Source organism: Pontibacter sp. CAU 1760, from assembly GCF_054482735.1.
The window spans coordinates 272,658-289,313 of the sequence record NZ_JBTLRL010000005.1 but is presented as its reverse complement, the minus strand read 5'-3'; the positions used below and the strand labels follow the sequence as shown (position 1 = coordinate 289,313).

At 46.4% G+C, this 16,656-nt stretch carries 16 protein-coding genes; 8 read left to right on the top strand and 8 right to left on the bottom strand.

The annotated features are described in order from the left end of the window. Positions 1 to 159: 159 nt before the first annotated feature. The 3 genes from ACXYMU_RS09660 (at position 160) to ACXYMU_RS09650 (ending at position 5,327) form a co-directional block, all read left to right on the top strand. Positions 160 to 3,009 carry a M16 family metallopeptidase gene (locus tag ACXYMU_RS09660; protein WP_458986174.1) on the top strand — a complete coding sequence of 950 codons (2,850 nt, stop codon included), beginning with the start codon at positions 160 to 162 and terminating at the stop codon, positions 3,007 to 3,009. A gap of 188 nt (positions 3,010 to 3,197) precedes the next feature. Beyond that, positions 3,198 to 3,488, top strand: coding sequence for a hypothetical protein (locus tag ACXYMU_RS09655; RefSeq protein ID WP_458986173.1), 291 nt, complete (start codon positions 3,198 to 3,200; stop codon positions 3,486 to 3,488). 912 nt (positions 3,489 to 4,400) lie between these two features. Beyond that, positions 4,401 to 5,327: a site-specific integrase gene (locus tag ACXYMU_RS09650; protein WP_458986172.1), complete on the top strand. Its 927-nt coding sequence runs from the start codon at positions 4,401 to 4,403 to the stop codon at positions 5,325 to 5,327. A 54-nt stretch (positions 5,328 to 5,381) separates the two neighbouring features. Here ACXYMU_RS09650 and ACXYMU_RS09645 read toward each other — a convergent pair whose 3' ends face one another. Both ACXYMU_RS09645 and ACXYMU_RS09640 read right to left on the bottom strand, forming a co-directional pair. Further along, positions 5,382 to 6,116 carry a transposase family protein gene (locus ACXYMU_RS09645; RefSeq protein ID WP_458986171.1) on the bottom strand — a complete coding sequence of 245 codons (735 nt, stop codon included), beginning with the start codon at positions 6,114 to 6,116 and terminating at the stop codon, positions 5,382 to 5,384. An 83-nt stretch (positions 6,117 to 6,199) separates the two neighbouring features. Next, on the bottom strand, positions 6,200 to 6,466 hold the full coding sequence (locus tag ACXYMU_RS09640; protein ID WP_458986170.1) for a transposase: 267 nt from the start codon (positions 6,464 to 6,466) through the stop codon (positions 6,200 to 6,202). A 184-nt stretch (positions 6,467 to 6,650) separates the two neighbouring features. Between ACXYMU_RS09640 and ACXYMU_RS09635 the strand changes: the two genes are divergently transcribed. The 3 genes from ACXYMU_RS09635 (at position 6,651) to ACXYMU_RS09625 (ending at position 9,006) form a co-directional block, all read left to right on the top strand. After that, positions 6,651 to 6,953, top strand: coding sequence for a helix-turn-helix domain-containing protein (locus ACXYMU_RS09635; protein ID WP_458986169.1), 303 nt, complete (start codon positions 6,651 to 6,653; stop codon positions 6,951 to 6,953). Between the two features lie 129 nt (positions 6,954 to 7,082). After that, positions 7,083 to 8,180, top strand: a complete 1,098-nt coding sequence (locus tag ACXYMU_RS09630; RefSeq protein ID WP_458986168.1) for an AAA family ATPase — start codon at positions 7,083 to 7,085, stop codon at positions 8,178 to 8,180. Positions 8,181 to 8,589: 409 nt separating this feature from the next. After that, on the top strand, positions 8,590 to 9,006 hold the full coding sequence (locus ACXYMU_RS09625) for a hypothetical protein (RefSeq protein WP_458986167.1): 417 nt from the start codon (positions 8,590 to 8,592) through the stop codon (positions 9,004 to 9,006). A gap of 189 nt (positions 9,007 to 9,195) precedes the next feature. Here ACXYMU_RS09625 and ACXYMU_RS09620 read toward each other — a convergent pair whose 3' ends face one another. Then, entirely contained in the window at positions 9,196 to 10,581 is a 1,386-nt protein-coding gene (locus tag ACXYMU_RS09620; protein WP_458986166.1) for a phospholipase D family protein, read from the bottom strand. 536 nt (positions 10,582 to 11,117) lie between these two features. Between ACXYMU_RS09620 and ACXYMU_RS09615 the strand changes: the two genes are divergently transcribed. After that, entirely contained in the window at positions 11,118 to 12,131 is a 1,014-nt protein-coding gene (locus tag ACXYMU_RS09615) for a PD-(D/E)XK nuclease family protein (RefSeq protein WP_458986165.1), read from the top strand. A gap of 128 nt (positions 12,132 to 12,259) precedes the next feature. Next, on the top strand, positions 12,260 to 12,469 hold the full coding sequence (locus tag ACXYMU_RS09610) for a hypothetical protein (protein WP_458986164.1): 210 nt from the start codon (positions 12,260 to 12,262) through the stop codon (positions 12,467 to 12,469). Between the two features lie 678 nt (positions 12,470 to 13,147). Here ACXYMU_RS09610 and ACXYMU_RS09605 read toward each other — a convergent pair. The 5 genes from ACXYMU_RS09605 to ACXYMU_RS09585 all read right to left on the bottom strand — a co-directional run bounded on the left by ACXYMU_RS09605 (position 13,148) and on the right by ACXYMU_RS09585 (position 16,627). Further along, positions 13,148 to 13,357, bottom strand: coding sequence for a hypothetical protein (locus ACXYMU_RS09605; protein ID WP_458986163.1), 210 nt, complete (start codon positions 13,355 to 13,357; stop codon positions 13,148 to 13,150). Positions 13,358 to 13,399: 42 nt separating this feature from the next. Then, complete coding sequence (locus ACXYMU_RS09600) at positions 13,400 to 13,978, bottom strand: hypothetical protein (protein ID WP_458986162.1); 579 nt, start codon at positions 13,976 to 13,978, stop codon at positions 13,400 to 13,402. Between the two features lie 183 nt (positions 13,979 to 14,161). Then, positions 14,162 to 14,584 (bottom strand): hypothetical protein, encoded by a 423-nt coding sequence (locus ACXYMU_RS09595; RefSeq protein ID WP_458986161.1) that lies wholly within the window; start codon positions 14,582 to 14,584, stop codon positions 14,162 to 14,164. 74 nt (positions 14,585 to 14,658) lie between these two features. Next, complete coding sequence (locus ACXYMU_RS09590; protein ID WP_458986160.1) at positions 14,659 to 16,098, bottom strand: SEFIR domain-containing protein; 1,440 nt, start codon at positions 16,096 to 16,098, stop codon at positions 14,659 to 14,661. A gap of 34 nt (positions 16,099 to 16,132) precedes the next feature. Next, entirely contained in the window at positions 16,133 to 16,627 is a 495-nt protein-coding gene (locus ACXYMU_RS09585; RefSeq protein ID WP_458986159.1) for a hypothetical protein, read from the bottom strand. Between the last annotated feature and the right edge of the window lie 29 nt (positions 16,628 to 16,656).

Genomic DNA, 16,656 nt, shown 5'->3' with positions numbered 1-16,656 from the left:
CGATATGTTGAGTCTTTTTATCGGGAAAGCAAACCGGGCCTATGCTATTTTCTGTTGCAGCCATTTTATAGATAGATAACAGGGTTTGGTCTATATTATTTTCGAAATATGCCCGCATCCGCTATCTTGTTTACGTTTTAATTTACTGATCCACAAAACATGATAAAGCAAATAGGTTTGAGCATGGTGCTGACGGCAAGCGTAATTAGCGCGGCAGAGGCTCAGACAAAATTAGTTGAGAAGGTAACAAAGCAAGGGAGCGAGCTCGTGATACCTTACGCCAAATATAAGCTGGCAAACGGCCTGACCCTGATCGTGCACGAAGACCACTCTGACCCGGTGGTGCACGTGGATGTGACGTACCATGTGGGTTCTGCCCGCGAGGAGGTAGGCAAGTCGGGTTTTGCCCACTTCTTTGAGCACATGATGTTCCAGGGCTCCGATAACGTGGCCGACGAGGAGCATTTCAAAATCGTGTCGGAGTCGGGCGGAACGCTGAACGGCACCACCAACCGCGATAGAACCAACTACTTCGAGACGGTGCCGAGCAACCAATTGGCTACGGCCCTCTGGCTGGAGGCAGACCGCATGGGCTTTTTGCTGGATGCCGTAACACAGAAGAAATTTGAGGTACAGCGCGAAACCGTGAAAAACGAGCGTGGCCAGAACTACGACAACCGCCCCTATGGCCTGGTATCAGAGATTACCTCGAAAAACCTATACCCTTACGGCCACCCATACTCCTGGATGACCATCGGTTACCTGGAAGATTTGAACCGGGTAAACGTGAATGACCTGAAAAACTTCTTCCTGCGCTGGTATGGCCCGAACAACGCCACCGTTACGGTGGGTGGTGACGTGAAGCCCGAGGAAGTAGTACAGCTGGTGGAGAAGTACTTTGGCTCGATTCCGGCTGGACCGGAGGTGCGAAACATGGCCCCTAAACTGGCCAAGCTCGACAAAGACCGTTATGTTTCCTATGAGGACAACGTGCGTTTTCCGATGCTGCGCATGACCTATGCCGCCCCAGAAACAGGGCACAAAGACGAGCCGGCGCTGGATGTGCTGGCAGAAGTACTTGGGCAGGGCAAGAACTCGATTTTTTACAAGAACTTCGTAAAGGCACAGAAAGCGCTGTCGGCCTCTACCTATAACTCCAGTTCTGAGTTGGCCGGCGAGTTTGCCATCACCATCATGACGTACCCGACTGCTAACCTGGCGGATATGGAAACGTTGGTGCGCAGCTCTGTTGCTGAGTTTGAGCAGCGGGGTATCACCGAAGACGACCTGACACGCTTCAAGGCGTCCGCCGAGAGCAACCTGATCAACCGAATGGCCAGCGTAAGCGGGAAAGTGTCGCAGCTTGCGTCTTATGAGACGTTCCGTAACAACCCGAACTACATCCAGGAAGAGCTGAAGCGCATTAACAGCGTGACGAAAGAGGATGTGATGCGGGTATACAACCAGTACATCAAAGGCAAGCACGCCGTGATCCTGAGCGTGGTGCCAAAAGGCAAGCAGGACATGGTGGCCAGGGCAGATAATTACACCATCTCGAAGGAGGGGTATGGAGCCAGTGCAGATACCTATGGCAACCTGAAGTACACCAAGGCCATCGACACGTTCGACCGTACCAAGCGGCCGGAGATTGGGGCAAACCCGGTGGTGCAGGTGCCAGCCTATTATACCAAGAAGTTTAAGAATGGCCTGAAGGTGATCGGCACCAAGTCTGATGAGATCCCGACGGTAACCATGCAGTTAACCATCAAAGGCGGCCACCGCCTCTCGGCCAGTGATATGAGCAAGGCGGGCATCAGCTCGATCACAGCGGCTATGCTGAACGAGGACACCGAAAACTATACCTCCGAGGAGTTCAGCAACGAGCTGGACAAACTGGGTAGCGCTATCCGCGTGTACTCCGGCACCGATGAAACCGTCGTGTCGGTGCAATCGCTTAAAAAGAACCTCGACAAGACTTTGGCGCTGGTGGAGGAGAAACTCTTCCGGCCGAAGTTTAACCAGGATGACTTTGACCGTTTGAAGAAGCAGCAGCTGGAGGGTATAGCCAACCAGGCCACGCAGCCCACGGCCATCGCCAACCAGGTATACAGCAAACTGCTTTACGGCGAGGGAAGCATCGGGGCAATGCCAGCATCCGGCACCGCAGAGACAGTGGAAAACATCTCGCTGGAAGACGTGAAGCAGTTCTACTCCAGAAACTACTCTCCATCTGTGGCCAACCTGGTGGTGGTAGGCTACATAACCGAGAAGGAGATATTGGGCAAGCTGAAGTTCCTGAAAAACTGGAAGAAGAAAGACGTGCAACTGCTTGCGGACGCTAAGGCGCCAGCCATCGAGAAAACGCGCATTTACTTTGTCGATAAGCCCGATGCCGCGCAGTCAGAGATCCGGATTGGGTATGTAGCCCTGCCGTTTGACGCGACAGGACAGTTTTACAAACTTGGCCTGATGAACTATGTGCTTGGTGGCGCCTTTAACAGCCGTATCAACCTGAACCTGCGCGAGGACAAAGGCTATACCTACGGTGCCCGCTCCGGCTTTAGCGGCAGCGACTACGCCGGTCCGTTCACGGCTTCTGCCGGTGTGCGCGCCGATGCTTCTGCGGAGTCGGTGGTGGAGTTCATGAAAGAGCTCACAGCCTTTAGCCAGACAGGTATAACCGAGGACGAGGTGAAGTTCATGAAGAGCTCAGTGGGCCAGGCCGATGCCCGCAAGTATGAAACGCCGGGCCAGAAAGCCGGTTTCCTGGGTCGCATCATCGATTATGACCTGAAGAAGGACTATGTGAAGCAGCAGACTGAGATTCTGAACAACCTCACCAAAAAGGACATTGACGCCCTGGCAGCTGAAAACCTGCCGGTGCAGAACATGCATATCGTGGTGGTGGGCGACAAGAAAGCAGTGCTTGCTAAGTTGCAAAACCTGCCTTACGAAGTAGTGGAGCTCGACCTGAACGGCAACCCGGTAGGGAGTTCGTCTGCGAAGTAAACATTAGCGCAATAAGCCAAAAAGAGTCCCTGGGTAATTCCAGGACTCTTTTTCTATTTCTATACCTGCTTATCTCAGTTCAAGTTGTGGTACATTGCCAATGCCACTTTTGAGGGAAGGGCCGCTTACTATGGCTGCCTATTGCAAAGGCGGTATAGACTGGTATGATGATTTACAAGTAACAACTCTTGAGCAAATCCGATCCAGGCAACCCCGGCCTGCCGCTCCGGGTGAACGGGGAGGCGGTGCTCAGGCCCAACAAGACAGGCAAGCTCATCGCGCTTTTTTTTCGCCTTAAGGCCAAGGGCTGCAAGCTCAACCGCAACGCCGAGAAACTGCACGGCCTCTACGAGTGGTTTCTAAGCGAGCTGGAGGTGGCCCGCACTACCTTCCCAAATTGGCCGAAATCATGGAGGAGACCTGCCATCAGCTTAATTAGGAGACTAAGGGAGAGGGGAAACGGCTGCAAAAAAAGTTGAAGGAACTCAAAAAGAAGTGCGAGCGGAGGTACGCCTACGGGGAAATAGAGTGGGAGCTCTTCCAAAAGTTCATCGCAGAATTTAAGGCCTAGATGCGGGAAACTGAGGTGAATCTGGGAAAACTCTCCGGTCTTTTATCGAACCACAAAGTGCTGCTGGAAAATGGTCTGAAAATGGAAGTAAGTGTCTCACAGTAATGATCTAACGCGGATGTGCAGGGCAGGAAGGCGCTGCAGGCGATGGTGTTTCCAGAAGGGGTGTGGTATGAGCGAGAAAATGAGGTTCATCGAACCCCGCGGCTGAACGGCTTATTCGCCCTTTCCAGCGAGATACAGCGGTTTTTGGGGGAAAAAGAAAAAGGGAAAAGCGATCAAAAAATCACTTTTCCCTTTCAGTAGCCCGTAGGGGACTAAAACGATATAGTATTAACTATATTCAATTAATCTGAAATTTACTCTTAATAGGCCTTTAGGCTTGTTTTAACTGGGTTATTTGTAAAGCTGGTTTTAGGGAAAATAGGTTAAATTAAATATTAGTGTCCGAAATGTGTCCGCATTTCCGGACAATCCGTATCTTTGCCATACTCGGTGTTTAAACTCTAAGCAAAGACAATCCATGACCCTCAACTACTACCTCGACAAGCCTAGCCTCGATGCCGAAACCTCCATCTACCTCTTCGCCCGCCTAGGCAAGCAGACCATCAAGGTGAAGACCGGCAGGCAGATTCACCCCGCCTACTGGAACACCAAGCCCAACCGGCAGGGCAACCATGTGAAGGGCAACTACAGGGGAGCCCCCGAGCTCAACGACAGCCTCGAGGAGGTGAGGGGCAAGGTACGAAAGGCCTACAACAGGCGCATGGAGGAGAACCCCTCGTTCCGCTTCATGGACTTCAAGCAGGACATTCTCGCCGTGCTTTTCCCATCCGAGCCGGAGGAGGAGCAGGGCTTTGTCGAGTGCTTCGAGGAGTACATCCGAGTGCACGGCGCCCACCGCAGCCACTCCACGCTGCTAAAGTACCGCGGCATCCTGAACCACCTGCTCAGCTTCAGCGGGAAGACGGGCTACGTGCTCTCCTTCCAGGGCATGGACCTGCGCTTCTTTGAGGACCTGCGCGACTACCTGGTGACGGACTTAAGGCACAGGGACAACACCGTCTGGAAGACCTTCGCCACATTGAAGGCCTTCCTGGGCTGGGCGTTGGAGAGGGGCTACCACAAGAGCCTGGCCTTTAGGAAGTTCAGGGCCCCGCAGAAGGACGTGGACATCATCTACCTCACAAGAGCAGAGCTGGACAAGCTGTGTGACGCTGACTTGTCCAAGCACCCGCGACTGGACAGGGTCAGAGACGTGTTCTGCTTCGCCTGCGCCACGGGGCAGCGCTACTCAGACGTGGCCGCCCTGCGCCGCCCCGACATCAAGGGCAGCAGATGGGTGCTGCGCCAGGTGAAGACCGACAGCGCCAACAGCGTCCCGCTCTCCCCCAGGGCACTTGCGATACTGGAGAAATACAAAGAGGAGCCGCTGCCGTTGCCGGTGCTCTCCAACCAGAAGACCAACGACTACCTAAAGGAGCTGGGGGAACTGGTGGGCATCGACGAGCCGACGAGCATGACCACTCGTAGGGGAGGGGAGCGCCTGGTGGACACAAAACCCAAGTTCGAGTTCATCACCATGCACACGGCACGCAGGACGTTCATCACCCTCTCGCTGGAGGGGGGCATGCGGGCAGAGGTGGTGATGAAAGTCTCCGGCCACACCAATTACCAGACCTTCAAAAAGTACATCAAGATCACTGACAACATCAAGGAACTGGAGATGGAGCGGGTGTGGGGTTAGCTCAAACAAATGGAACAAAAGAGATATCTAACACCTATCTGGTTAAGACATAAATCAACACATATCCTCTAGTTCTTGTCTTCTATTTTCAGGAGATATTCCCCCTAGTGTTTTCTGAGGAGTGAGGTTGTATGCCTTGAGCCATTGCTGGGTTATATCATGTGCCTCTTTGATACTGAGGGCATACATATGATCCAGAATATCGCGCTTGTAAGGGGCATGAAGGTTTTCAATGAATGAGGCCTGCGTCTCTTCTCCCCCCTGTGTAAGCAGAACTTTTACTTGATTGTTAACTCCCCATGCCTTCACATGTGGTACTTTTATTTCTTGGTCAAGCGTAATCTCAATCAAGTGGGGCTTTCCCCTGTCTTTCATCAGGCTCTCGAGGATGCCCGTTACGCTTTCACTGCTTAACTGAAAACACACCTCCATATGAAGCGCTTCGCGGCTGCACGCATCCATGATGTGGAAGGAGCGGAAATGGGGTTGGCCCCTCACATAGCCTCGTCCGAAGTCAACCGTCCAGGTGTCGTTCAGCCTTAGGGGAAGCATGCCCAAATCCTGTCTGCGAAGCACGCCTCTGCCCTTGGCCTTTCCCGTGATCTCCAGCCCCAGCGCCTTGTAGACGCGATAGACTTTCTTGTGGTTCCATGGGTGGCCCTCGATCCGCAGGCGTTTATAGATGCCCCAAAAGCCATCCATGGGAAACCTGCTAACTGTCTCCTGAAGAGCGTCTTTCACTGCTGTGTCTTCCTTTTTGGAAGTATAATGGAAAACGGATTTATGCAATCCCACTATGCTGCACGCCCTGCTGATGCTGATTTTTCCGTCTCGGCACAGCTCCTGTGCCATGGCCTTTTTCTGGCAGGGCTTTAAGGCTTTTTTGCAATGATCTCCTTGGCTAGCTCCAGTTCCTGTGCTAGCTGAGCGTTCTTCGCTTTGAGTTTCAGAATTTCCCGCTTCAGCTCATGAACCCCCTCCCTATGCATGAGGGAGTTGGCAGTGCCCTGTCTCTGCCAACTGTAAACAGCCGACTGACTGACGCCATGCTCGCGGCTTATCTCAGCCACACTTTTGCCGCCTTCAAGCTCCTTGAGTATTGCGGCGATTTGCTCTTTGGGTAATCTTTTCCTTTCCATCGGGTGAGGGTAAATATAATACAGCTTTACACTAATTCACAATCCTAAATTTGGGGGATAAAACTTGTTTTAAAACACCTTAACACACCTTAACGCGCCCGAACCGTCTCCAAAGCGCCCGAACAGGATTTCGATAAAAACGGGGTAATTACATTTGCTCTATAACCAATAAAACAAAGAGCACATGAAGAACGATCTTCTGATTTACAAGACAGCGCCTGAGTTCATCGAGGCTGTAGCCCAGCGCACGGCGGAGCTTCTGAGGGAAGGTGCCTCGACACAACCCACTGTTAACCCAGAGGCTGAGGAGCCCATCTCCATCCAGGAGGTGTGCTCGCTGCTGCGCGTTTCCCGACCCACGCTGCACAGCTGGATGGCGCAGGGTAAGATCCCATTCCACCGCAAGGGGCGCCGCGTGTACCTGTTCAAAACCGAGGTGCTTCAGTCGCTGGAGGCGCCCAGGCGGCTGGGGAGGAAGGCGGCATGAGGGAGATAGTCACACGGCCTAGCTGTCGCAACAGGGGGAGCAAGGCTCCCCCTCTGCCGCAAACCCAGAGTGCAACTAGCTTAAGCATTATCGGCATTTACCAGCTTGAGGGGGAAAGGAGGGGTTGCCATGCCGATTGAGAGAAAATACCCGCCCGAGTTCTACGAGGCCGGCTCACTGGCGTCCTGGGAGACATCGCAGTCCATGGCGCTCCTGGCCAAGAGGCTCGCCGAGGTGGTGCCCCGGGAGGAACTTTTCCTGGTCAAGCCGGCTAGTGTGTGGAGCGAGGAGGCCCGCGTTAAGCCCACCCCCAGGATGCTCTTGGATGTCTTCTGGCACGAGGGGGAGGTATGCATCCTGTTTGCCGACACCAACCTGGGAAAGTCGATCCTGGCCGTGCAGATCGCCGTGAGCGTGGCCCTGGGCCGTTGCGTGCCGGGCTTCGCACTGGAGGCTACGGCCCAGCAGGTGCTCTACTTTGACTTCGAGCTCACCGACAAGCAGTTCGAGGCCCGCTACTCCGACAACTACCGGGACCATTTCTTTGCCCCAGGGGTATGCGACAACCTGCTGCGTGCCGAGATCAACCCTGAGGCGGACTTGCCCCCGGAGTATCCCGACTTTGAGAGCTACCTGTGCGCCTCGATGGAGCGGGAGATAGAGCGAACCGGGGCCCGGGTGCTCATCGTCGACAACATCACCTACCTGGGCACCGATACGGAAAAGGCAAAGGGGGCGCTGCCGCTGATGAAGCACCTGCAGCGGCTCAAGAAGCAATACGGCCTCTCGATCCTGGTGCTGGCCCACACGCCAAAGCGGGACATGGCAAAGCCCCTGACCAAGAACGACATCCAGGGCTCGAAGATGCTCTCCAATTTCTGCGACAGCTCCTTTGCCATCGGGGCCAGCGCCCAGGACGCGCAGGTGCGCTACCTCAAGCAGGTCAAGCAGCGTCAGACTGAGGAGCGCTACGGCGCGGAGAACGTGGTGATATGCCAGATCAGCAAGCCGCACAACTTCCTGCAGTTCGAGTTCATTGGCCTTGGCACCGAGCGAGAGCACCTGCGCCAGCCCACGGAGGGGGACCGGGAGGAGCGGGTGCGGAAGGCGCTGGAGCTGCGCGGGCAGGGCAAATCCAACGTGGCCATCGCCGCGCAGCTGGGCGTCTCGGAGGCGGCGGTGCGCAAGTGGCTGCGCAAGGCAGAGGATAAGGGGGCGCCCTTCTAGCCTCGAACCGCTCGAACCTCTCGAACCTGGTACGAGGGGTTCGAATGGTTCGAGACCTCGCACTAATGTCTAACACTAAACCAAAACATATGAACTTACAGTTGCCGAGCATTGCGGCAGGCATGTTGCGCCGCCGTTGCGCTCCGTTGTGCCGTGGCTCACCCAGGCGGAAAAGCCATACTCAGAAACTTTAACTCGGGCAAGGGAGGTCAAGAAGGTGCTTAAGCGGCATTCCCATAGGCATAACCATCTTCAAACACCTCCCTAATGCTATATTCGCTGCTGTCCGAGGGGCATTGCAACTGTTGCGCAACAGCTGCGGCTTTTGTTGCAACACAGCCCGTGCGCCATAAGGGCACACATATCCAATCAAATCATTCAACAATTAACAATCAACACCCTAATTATAATGAGTTTATATAATGTGGACGCGTCGCTGACGCCAATTTTTGAGAGAAACGGGTTCCTGAACCTGACTGAGACATACTTCCCCGGGCATGGGGTAAAGCCTGATGGCAAGCGCCTCTTCAAGGCATCCCCGAAGGCAAGACGCAGCATCGTGCTGGACTACCACACGCTCAAGTCAGACCTTCTTCCCCATCGGGAGCACAAAATATCTGAGCAGGACCTGGAGGCCTATATCCTTTACTTCCGGCTTGTCTCGCGCTTGAGAAGCTATAATTTGCAGCGAGGGACTCGGGAGAGTAGGTTGGCGATGATGCGGGACACGCTTAGTCGCCTCAAAGCAGGCGATACTCGCATTTGGTGGGTGAATCCCGAGAGTGATAACATCCTGCAAGAGGTGTTCGCCTCGATCGTCATGTAATCCTCCGTTTATCATTTAAACGGGAGTTAAAATTAACCCATTCACCGTGTTGCAACAGTTGCAACACGGTGATGTTGCCCCCTTTGCAACGAGTCAGCCCCATCTTTATTCCTTATAAGGAAAAAGAGTGGGGCTTAGGGTACTGGTCATAGTTGCCATAGCCAAAGCTGAATGCAGTTACCAGAAGTTTCATTTGGTTTTTGTTGTTTTAACCAGGTACATCCTTCTGCCAAGCTTCTTGCTGGAGAGCTTATCTGGGCACATGCATAAATTATTGCCTAGAATAGCCAGGTCATTTTTAGAGGCCGTACTTGGAGGATGTAACTTACTTTGATGAACTAACAAGTGCTCGTTTCGTTTCATGAAATAACTAAGTATTTGCCCTCTTTCCTCTGTAGATAGGTTTATTAAATGTTTAAGGCTAAGTTTATCAACGATGCCCTTGGCTTGGCCTGCGCTTGGATTGCCGTCAGGATGAATAATAGCTTTATACGTAATGGTTTTTTCGTTTGGCTGCTCAGGAGCTTTCCAACTTTTTGAATTTGCGTTGAGCGTTGAGCGCTTGGGTTGTGCCTCTTCTACCCATTCCCATCTATTTTCTTTCAGTTCAGAGGGGTGTTTCAGCTTAACCCCGCTTAGAAGTCCCTCTACCGAAATACTGGCCCAATAGGCAAATTGCTTTAGGTTCTCAGGCTTTATCTGCTTAAAATTACTGCTGTGAAACGGGAAAAAGTTATCCGTCCGAATGGCGTAAAACTGGGAGCTAAACTCCAGGGAGTAGGAACTGGGGTTGCTTTTCACAATTTTGCCCGTGTTTAATACGGAGGCTTTTAACCATATCTTTTTCTTCTCGTTTTTTTCCAAGTCAAAGGCTTGTATAATTATCTTTCGGTTTACCTTGCCTAATCCCAAGTTCTGCAAATCGTCCACGTCATCACCCAGTAGTATGAGGGTTTTTTTGCGGAGCTGCTCTGTATCTATACCAATGATTGGGATGAGATAGGTGGCTTCATCATCTATTCTATTGCAGTCATCCTGAATTGAGCGGTAAATCTCTAACAATTTGGGATCATAAGGACTACAGTTCTTTTTTATATCTTTTAGATATGCATTCACTTGGTTATAGAAGTCAGAGTGCTTTGCGCATTTAATCACTGTGCTTGCTTCGTGATTGATTCCGTTGAGGGCGCGCTTCGTGAGGTTGTGGCTGCCTATCCAAATTTCAGCCTGTCCGCCCGGCAGGTCAAACAGCATGATCTTCGCATGCAGCAAGTGCTTTGGGAGTTTAAGCTCCTCCTTGGTTCTGCCGGCCTTGCGCAAATGCAGGAACAGTTTTTTAGCTCCCAACTTGTGAAAAGCATCGATGTTGTCAATGTTAGTTGGGTAGTGTATGTCGATGCAGTAGAAGGATTCTTTCCTACTAAGCAAGTCCGTGAAATCTGCGCCCAGATAATCAGGTTTTATCACCCAAAAGGCCACGCACCCCCGAAGTGCATCTGCCTCCTGTATTGTCTTTTGAAGTCTATGCCTCACGCAGGCATCATTTAATGTGCCCGGCACTAAGCTTATTTCCATGTATGGTTAGTTGAAATCTGTATAGATGAATATTGAACAGCTTAAATATATATTAATTATAATATATTAAGCAAGGTGCTTACTTATGGACATAGGAATGTTCAATTCAGAGTGGTTGCAACAATTGTTTATACAGTTATTAATATGTTTTTCAGAATAAAAGCGCGGTTGCTAGGGAATTAGGTAGTTATGGCGAAGTAATCAAGAATGCTGCATTTTTGTTTGCAGATACATTACTACATAACTATATTGTTATGTGATATGGACTAAGCTAGGACATTGCTAGATAAGACTAACTTATTTACCTATCAGCATAACTTCTCTGTTGTGAGACGCAATAAACCAAAATTCTAAAGCTGATACATCGCTACAAAAATGGTAAGCTTTGGTTTCGAAGTGTTCTGAGGTTAAAGCTGGTTAACGGGGGAAGTTTAGAGAAATAGAAATCGCTGCAACATAGTTAGAGGAGTCTTTTTGGCTCTGGTATTCCTAATTTGACATTCGCTTTATAATAACACATAACTAAATACTATTATATGAAACCAAACATTTTTAATGTGGCGACCAAAGAGCTATCTCAGGACGCCTTTTTTACCTGGCTGCTGCAATGGGCTGATGACTCTAACTTAGTCCATGATAATGAACTCAACTTAGCGGCCCAAAATTTTGTCAGCCTGTTGATTTCAAAGCAACTTGATTACAGCAAAGATGTGATGAAAGTCATAGCAGGAAGGCAGTGGAATAATATAGATATTTGGGCTAAAGTGAATGATGAAGTGCTCATCATCATTGAAGATAAGACATTCACGGGAGCTAGTTCAAAGCAATTAGAAACTTATAAAAAGTTTGCCTCTGAGTGGTGCGCTAAAAACAACTATCAGTTAGTTTGTGTCTACCTAAAGACAGGGAGTGAGGCCATCGTTTCGTTGGATGAAATTGAAAAGAGAGGCTATGCAGTTGTTACAAGGACAGAACTTGAGAAATTTTTCAACGACCATTGTTCGGTAAAAAGCGATATCTTCAATGATTTCAAAGAAAGAGTAACCGCTTTGGAAAAGCTCAATAACTCCTTCGAAACTTTACCGATTAATGATTGGAGCTGGAACAGTTGGGAAGGTTTTTACCAGTACCTACAATCGCAGATAAATGTGAACGGCTGGCGATATGTGGCAAACCCCTCTGGTGGGTTTCTAGGGCTTTGGTGGCACTTTAAAAATTGGAAAGAGCACAGCGTTTACTTACAAATTGAGCAGGGAAATCTATGCTTTAAAATCGGCGAGGTGTTTGAAAAAAGAAACGTTGCCCGCAATGAGTGGTACTCCAAGATCATGGCTCATGCAAAACAAAATGGGAGGCATGAGATAGTTAGGCCTAAGCGTTTCGGAAGTGGCACTTACATGACTGTAGCGGTGATTGAAAGGAAAAATTGGCTAGGCAATGATGACAGTGTAATTGAATTGACAGAAGTGGTTAAAACATTGAAGGGATATGAGTTATTCTTGGATAACCTGTTAGTTCAGGAAAGTACAACTGCTCAGCCTATGCAATAGAATAATTTAAGAAGGTGTCTGTGTAAGGCATCTTCTTTGTTCTTTCTTCATACGTACGATGTATAATTATGTGCTTTATTTTTCCTCGCAGTTATAAGTCAGGAATAAAGTATAGATTAGAAATTATAATGAAAAAGTATTCTAAAGTAGCATTACGCCGTTTCAACAAAAAAACTGTTGCCGGTATGTATGGTATTACCTTGAAAGTTCTAAATGCTTGGCTTGATGATGATAAGCTTTTAGAGGAGTTAGGCCCATATGAAGGAAGGGTGTTTACACCTAGTCAGCTGCATATAATTGAAAAATACATCGGGAAGTTTCCTAACTATGAAAGCTGATAAATAAATAGCGAATCGTTCCTGATATTATTACCTTAGTATTAACTCTAAATGTGAAATGTTTTTGATTTAATATACCGTTGTTATCAAAACTACCTACCTTTTAATTCAGAATTTATCATATAAGTAAATTGTGCTATTTCCTTTATTAAATTGGGCGTCTACTAAGTGTTTTATTTCTCCATAGGGATCACGCGTAATAAAACATCCTGCAATTGAAATTCTATAGCAGACATCCCTAACTCTGAATAACTAGCTATTTTGAAAATAAAATCCTTTCGCATTTATTAAGTCCTACGCCCAGTTCTTATTTAGTATTTAATCAATATTGATTGAGAGTAATGTACCGCCCATTTTAAAGTTTGTTGGAGATTAGTTTTAAAGAGTTTTTATGGTGTCGACAGTTAATGTTTTAAGATTATCGATGCTCCTAAATTCATTTATTTGTAGGTCATACCTTTTGGTTCTAGAAGGACATTTCTTTCTCATATCTCTTCCTGCTTCAACAAAAGCCAGCTTTTCGGCATAGTCAGATACCTGACAATATAAAACTTCTTTAAGGTCTAAAATTGCGGTAAGGACTGATATCGCAATGATAACAACATCTTGGTTTTTAGGTGCACAGGGATCAAAACCAGGGAGCATTTTAGTTTTATTTCCTTCAACAAAGGTTTTAATTTAAATAAGGTCTCCTTGGGCATTCCTTGCGTCTGTACCTTTATGGTTAACAGTAGTTGCCAATTCCCAGCCCATAAAATGGCAAGCTTCTACTTCGCCTAGGTTTCTTGTGCTTATGATCTTCTTGCTTAAATAGGGAGGTAATAGTAAAGATGATTTTTTGATTTCTTGAACCTGATCGTATAACTCTGGAGATATTTTCTCAAACATAAGATTTGTTTTACAGCTTAAAGGGTAGTGGCCGAATACGTATCAAATACTAGCTTCCTCTCTTTTCTCAGATGTTACCCATTCAAAGTATAGCCTTATAAATTTCTTTACTTTTTCTTCTCTTACTGCTTCTGGCAGGTCATAGAAATTTAGAACAGTAGCGAAGTGTGGTTCGTCTATGAACCATTCGTAACCAGTTGGGCTATCAAAGTGATCAACAACTCTTTTAATAGCATTACTATAGCCTTTGCCTTTAGAGGTAGTTAGATAAACTCCTTTAAAGTATACTTTTTCCTGCTTAAGCTTATCAAAAATATATCTTCCTGGCATACCTATTTCTTTGCTACAGTCACCGGGGTTTACATAGTCTGTACATATGCGAACTTCAAGTTTTGTATTTGAGAGTTCATCTGGCTCTGAAGGCAGAGGCTGTGCTTTTTTTAAGGAATATCTCTTTCTCTGACCAGGAGTAAGCTCAGAAATATAAAGAGTATCATAATTGTCAAGGTACTCTCTTCCTATAGCGTCTACTATAGCTTTAATTTGTTTTAGCTTCACAATAACACTTGTTGTTTTAGGATGTAAGTTGATTTGATGAGAAATGGCTATATAAGTTGGCATATTATGATGTGTCTGTATCATTGCGTCTATCAATGCTGTGACAGGCACTATGTTTCAAAATCAATTAATCTACCACAGAACTAAATTCTTGTTTAAGAAGGATATGCCATATCTATTTATCACTATAATAGCTTCACATTTCGGGGATCAAAACCACCCGCATACTTATAACTTATCACATGGCTACTCTATACTTTTATCAAAGTATAGAGTAGCCATGTGGTCCCTATGTGATGCGTATAGCACACTATTTTTTTGAGTACTATAATCATAGCTATCTACCAAATATGAAGTCCAAGATTTATAAACCTCATTGCTTACCTTTAAATGAATATATAATGGTATGAACTCTGCAGGATCCTCATCTACATTACGACAACGGAAGTTTATATTTTCGTAAAATAAAATGTAGCCTCGTATTGCTAATCCAGGATGATAAATAGAAACAACTATGTCTGTTGCATCTGGAACTACCTGTGCTAGTATACCTTTCTTATTTAAATAGTTTATTGCCTCATTGACGCCCATCTCTTTGTACACAGGCTTTATAAATGACTTACTTAACTTCTTATAGAAATCTTCAAATGTTCTATGGGATGAGTTCATTGGTTAGGGTGAAATTATTCTAAGATTAGTTTTTCATGATCAGGTAGGTATTTTACTAGTATACCATGGTGTGCTTAATTAAATTGAGCGTCTGCTAAGTACTCGATTTCTCCATAGGGCTTTCCTGTAATGAAAACATCCTTTAATTGAAATTCTTTAGTAGACATTCCTAACTCTGAATAAACAGTTACTTTGACAGTTGAATTAAGTGCTTTGTGGTAATTGTGACTGGTTACTTTTATAGTAAATCTGTCGGTATGTTTTGTCTGATTAGAAAAGAATTTGCTTGACGAATCGGTTATAATAGTGCAGAACTCTCCATCGTTTACAAATTCATATGGATTTTCAACTAAATAGCAGGGAAATATTATCTCAACGCTGAAACCATCTGTTGTTTTACCGCTAATATTTCGTATTTCTATAGAACACTCATTTTCAACAGCATCATATTTACTTGCACTTAGACTTGCATTGCCTGGTGTGGCAATAAACTTTACAATCTCGAAAGGATTACTTGGTGTAACTGATAGAGAAAATTCTGCAGGTTTTATTGACTCTAATATAGGTAAATTTGGTGCTACTTCTTCAAAGTCATATAGTGGCTTATCTAGCAACTTATGAAAAAGGTCTTGTTGTTTTTCCACCTTCGTTAAGTCTATAATTTCTCTTCCTTTGATGCCAATTGGTGTGATGTTATTTGATACACCTTCAAAGGAAACTAAAATGTACTTCTTAGGGCTATCATTTATATCATTAATAAGCATAGTATACTCATTACCTACCCCTCCTTTGAAGTGGTCGGCCTTCTGTTTATATCCTGTCGAAAGAATAATAATAACCTTGTCATAGTCTGTGAAGGCTTGATGCATCATTTTGCCGAAATTAATTGCAGACTGCTCTTGGATAAGCTTTTTATCAAGTTCAGCATCAAAACCCTTAGTTCGTAGAAAATTAGTAAAATCAAAAACCTTTTTCTCGTGTTCTGGTCCATCCCATGAGTAAGTAACGAACACTCTTGGAGGTGGTACTTTTGCTGATCCTTTAAAATCGCTATCGGATGTAATATTAGTTGCTAATTCGGTTGTAGTTCCTACTGAAAGACTTGATTCTTTAAGATTCACCTCTTGTTCCTGCTGAGTATTCGCTTCAACAGGTGAGATGGTTCCATTATCATACACCAAGCCATCTTTTCTAAGGTTTTTAATCAATAGCTCAATTTGCTTAGCGTAGGGGTTGTCAAAGGACCCAAACCCATAGGTCTGGCTTTTCTTCTCAAGATCTTCAATGATATCTGCGAAAACCTGAAGCATATTTTTTAAATCAGTTGAATTATTCCAGTCTATGCTTCTGTAATACTGCTTCGTAAGCGCTCTTCTGACACCTCCTACAGGCAACTCCTCTTCGATGACATTTTCAATGTCATTGTTTTCAAACAAGTTTTCGATCTCCCTTACAGTAAAATTTTGTGAAAGAGTATCTTCAATGCTGTTCTTCAGCCTTTTACTTATTTTCATGTGTTATTAAGAGTGCTAAATATCTTTGTAATGTTTACTTTATCTGCCTTACTGCTATCTCTTCAGAAACATCTTCTACTTTCATGTAATAGGTACCTCTTTTCTTATAGATCATAACCCTTGGCATATAGGTGTAATGATAGGTATAACTGTAGGATGCTTGTTGCCAAATGGTGCCATTCATCATTTTAAAAATGGTTTCTCCTTCCCATCCTTCAAATTCACCATCTATTGTGGTCTCAATAACGGAACCTGTAAATGATACACTATTTGAATTTTGGTTAGGTACACCGACTCCTGGATTCAAATCTTCACCGTAATGCTCTACTTGCGAAAGCTGGTATTCTAAATCAGACTTCGCACTTGACAAATCAGCATTTTCAGACTTTAATTGAGCCAGCTCAGACCTAAGATTAACATTTTCAGATGCTAACTCTTCACATTGGTTCTGAAAAACCTGATCGGATTGGGACTCGCAACTAACTAGCGTAAGGGCTGCAATAAGTAATTGATAAAAGTTTATTCTCATTTAACTGTGTTGAGGGTTAGACTACAATT

What these genes read in the sequence shown, in the direction of transcription:
- ACXYMU_RS09585 (WP_458986159.1), bottom strand. Translation starts at nt 16,627, where the DNA reads ATGAGAATAAACTTTTATCAATTACTTATTGCAGCCCTTACGCTAGTT.
- ACXYMU_RS09615 (WP_458986165.1), top strand. Translation starts at nt 11,118, where the DNA reads ATGAAACCAAACATTTTTAATGTGGCGACCAAAGAGCTATCTCAGGAC.
- ACXYMU_RS09635 (WP_458986169.1), top strand. Translation starts at nt 6,651, where the DNA reads ATGAAGAACGATCTTCTGATTTACAAGACAGCGCCTGAGTTCATCGAG.
- ACXYMU_RS09590 (WP_458986160.1), bottom strand. Translation starts at nt 16,098, where the DNA reads ATGAAAATAAGTAAAAGGCTGAAGAACAGCATTGAAGATACTCTTTCA.
- ACXYMU_RS09620 (WP_458986166.1), bottom strand. Translation starts at nt 10,581, where the DNA reads ATGGAAATAAGCTTAGTGCCGGGCACATTAAATGATGCCTGCGTGAGG.
- ACXYMU_RS09660 (WP_458986174.1), top strand. Translation starts at nt 160, where the DNA reads ATGATAAAGCAAATAGGTTTGAGCATGGTGCTGACGGCAAGCGTAATT.
- ACXYMU_RS09630 (WP_458986168.1), top strand. Translation starts at nt 7,083, where the DNA reads ATGCCGATTGAGAGAAAATACCCGCCCGAGTTCTACGAGGCCGGCTCA.
- ACXYMU_RS09625 (WP_458986167.1), top strand. Translation starts at nt 8,590, where the DNA reads ATGAGTTTATATAATGTGGACGCGTCGCTGACGCCAATTTTTGAGAGA.
- ACXYMU_RS09605 (WP_458986163.1), bottom strand. Translation starts at nt 13,357, where the DNA reads ATGTTTGAGAAAATATCTCCAGAGTTATACGATCAGGTTCAAGAAATC.
- ACXYMU_RS09595 (WP_458986161.1), bottom strand. Translation starts at nt 14,584, where the DNA reads ATGAACTCATCCCATAGAACATTTGAAGATTTCTATAAGAAGTTAAGT.
- ACXYMU_RS09600 (WP_458986162.1), bottom strand. Translation starts at nt 13,978, where the DNA reads ATGCCAACTTATATAGCCATTTCTCATCAAATCAACTTACATCCTAAA.
- ACXYMU_RS09610 (WP_458986164.1), top strand. Translation starts at nt 12,260, where the DNA reads ATGAAAAAGTATTCTAAAGTAGCATTACGCCGTTTCAACAAAAAAACT.
- ACXYMU_RS09640 (WP_458986170.1), bottom strand. Translation starts at nt 6,466, where the DNA reads ATGGAAAGGAAAAGATTACCCAAAGAGCAAATCGCCGCAATACTCAAG.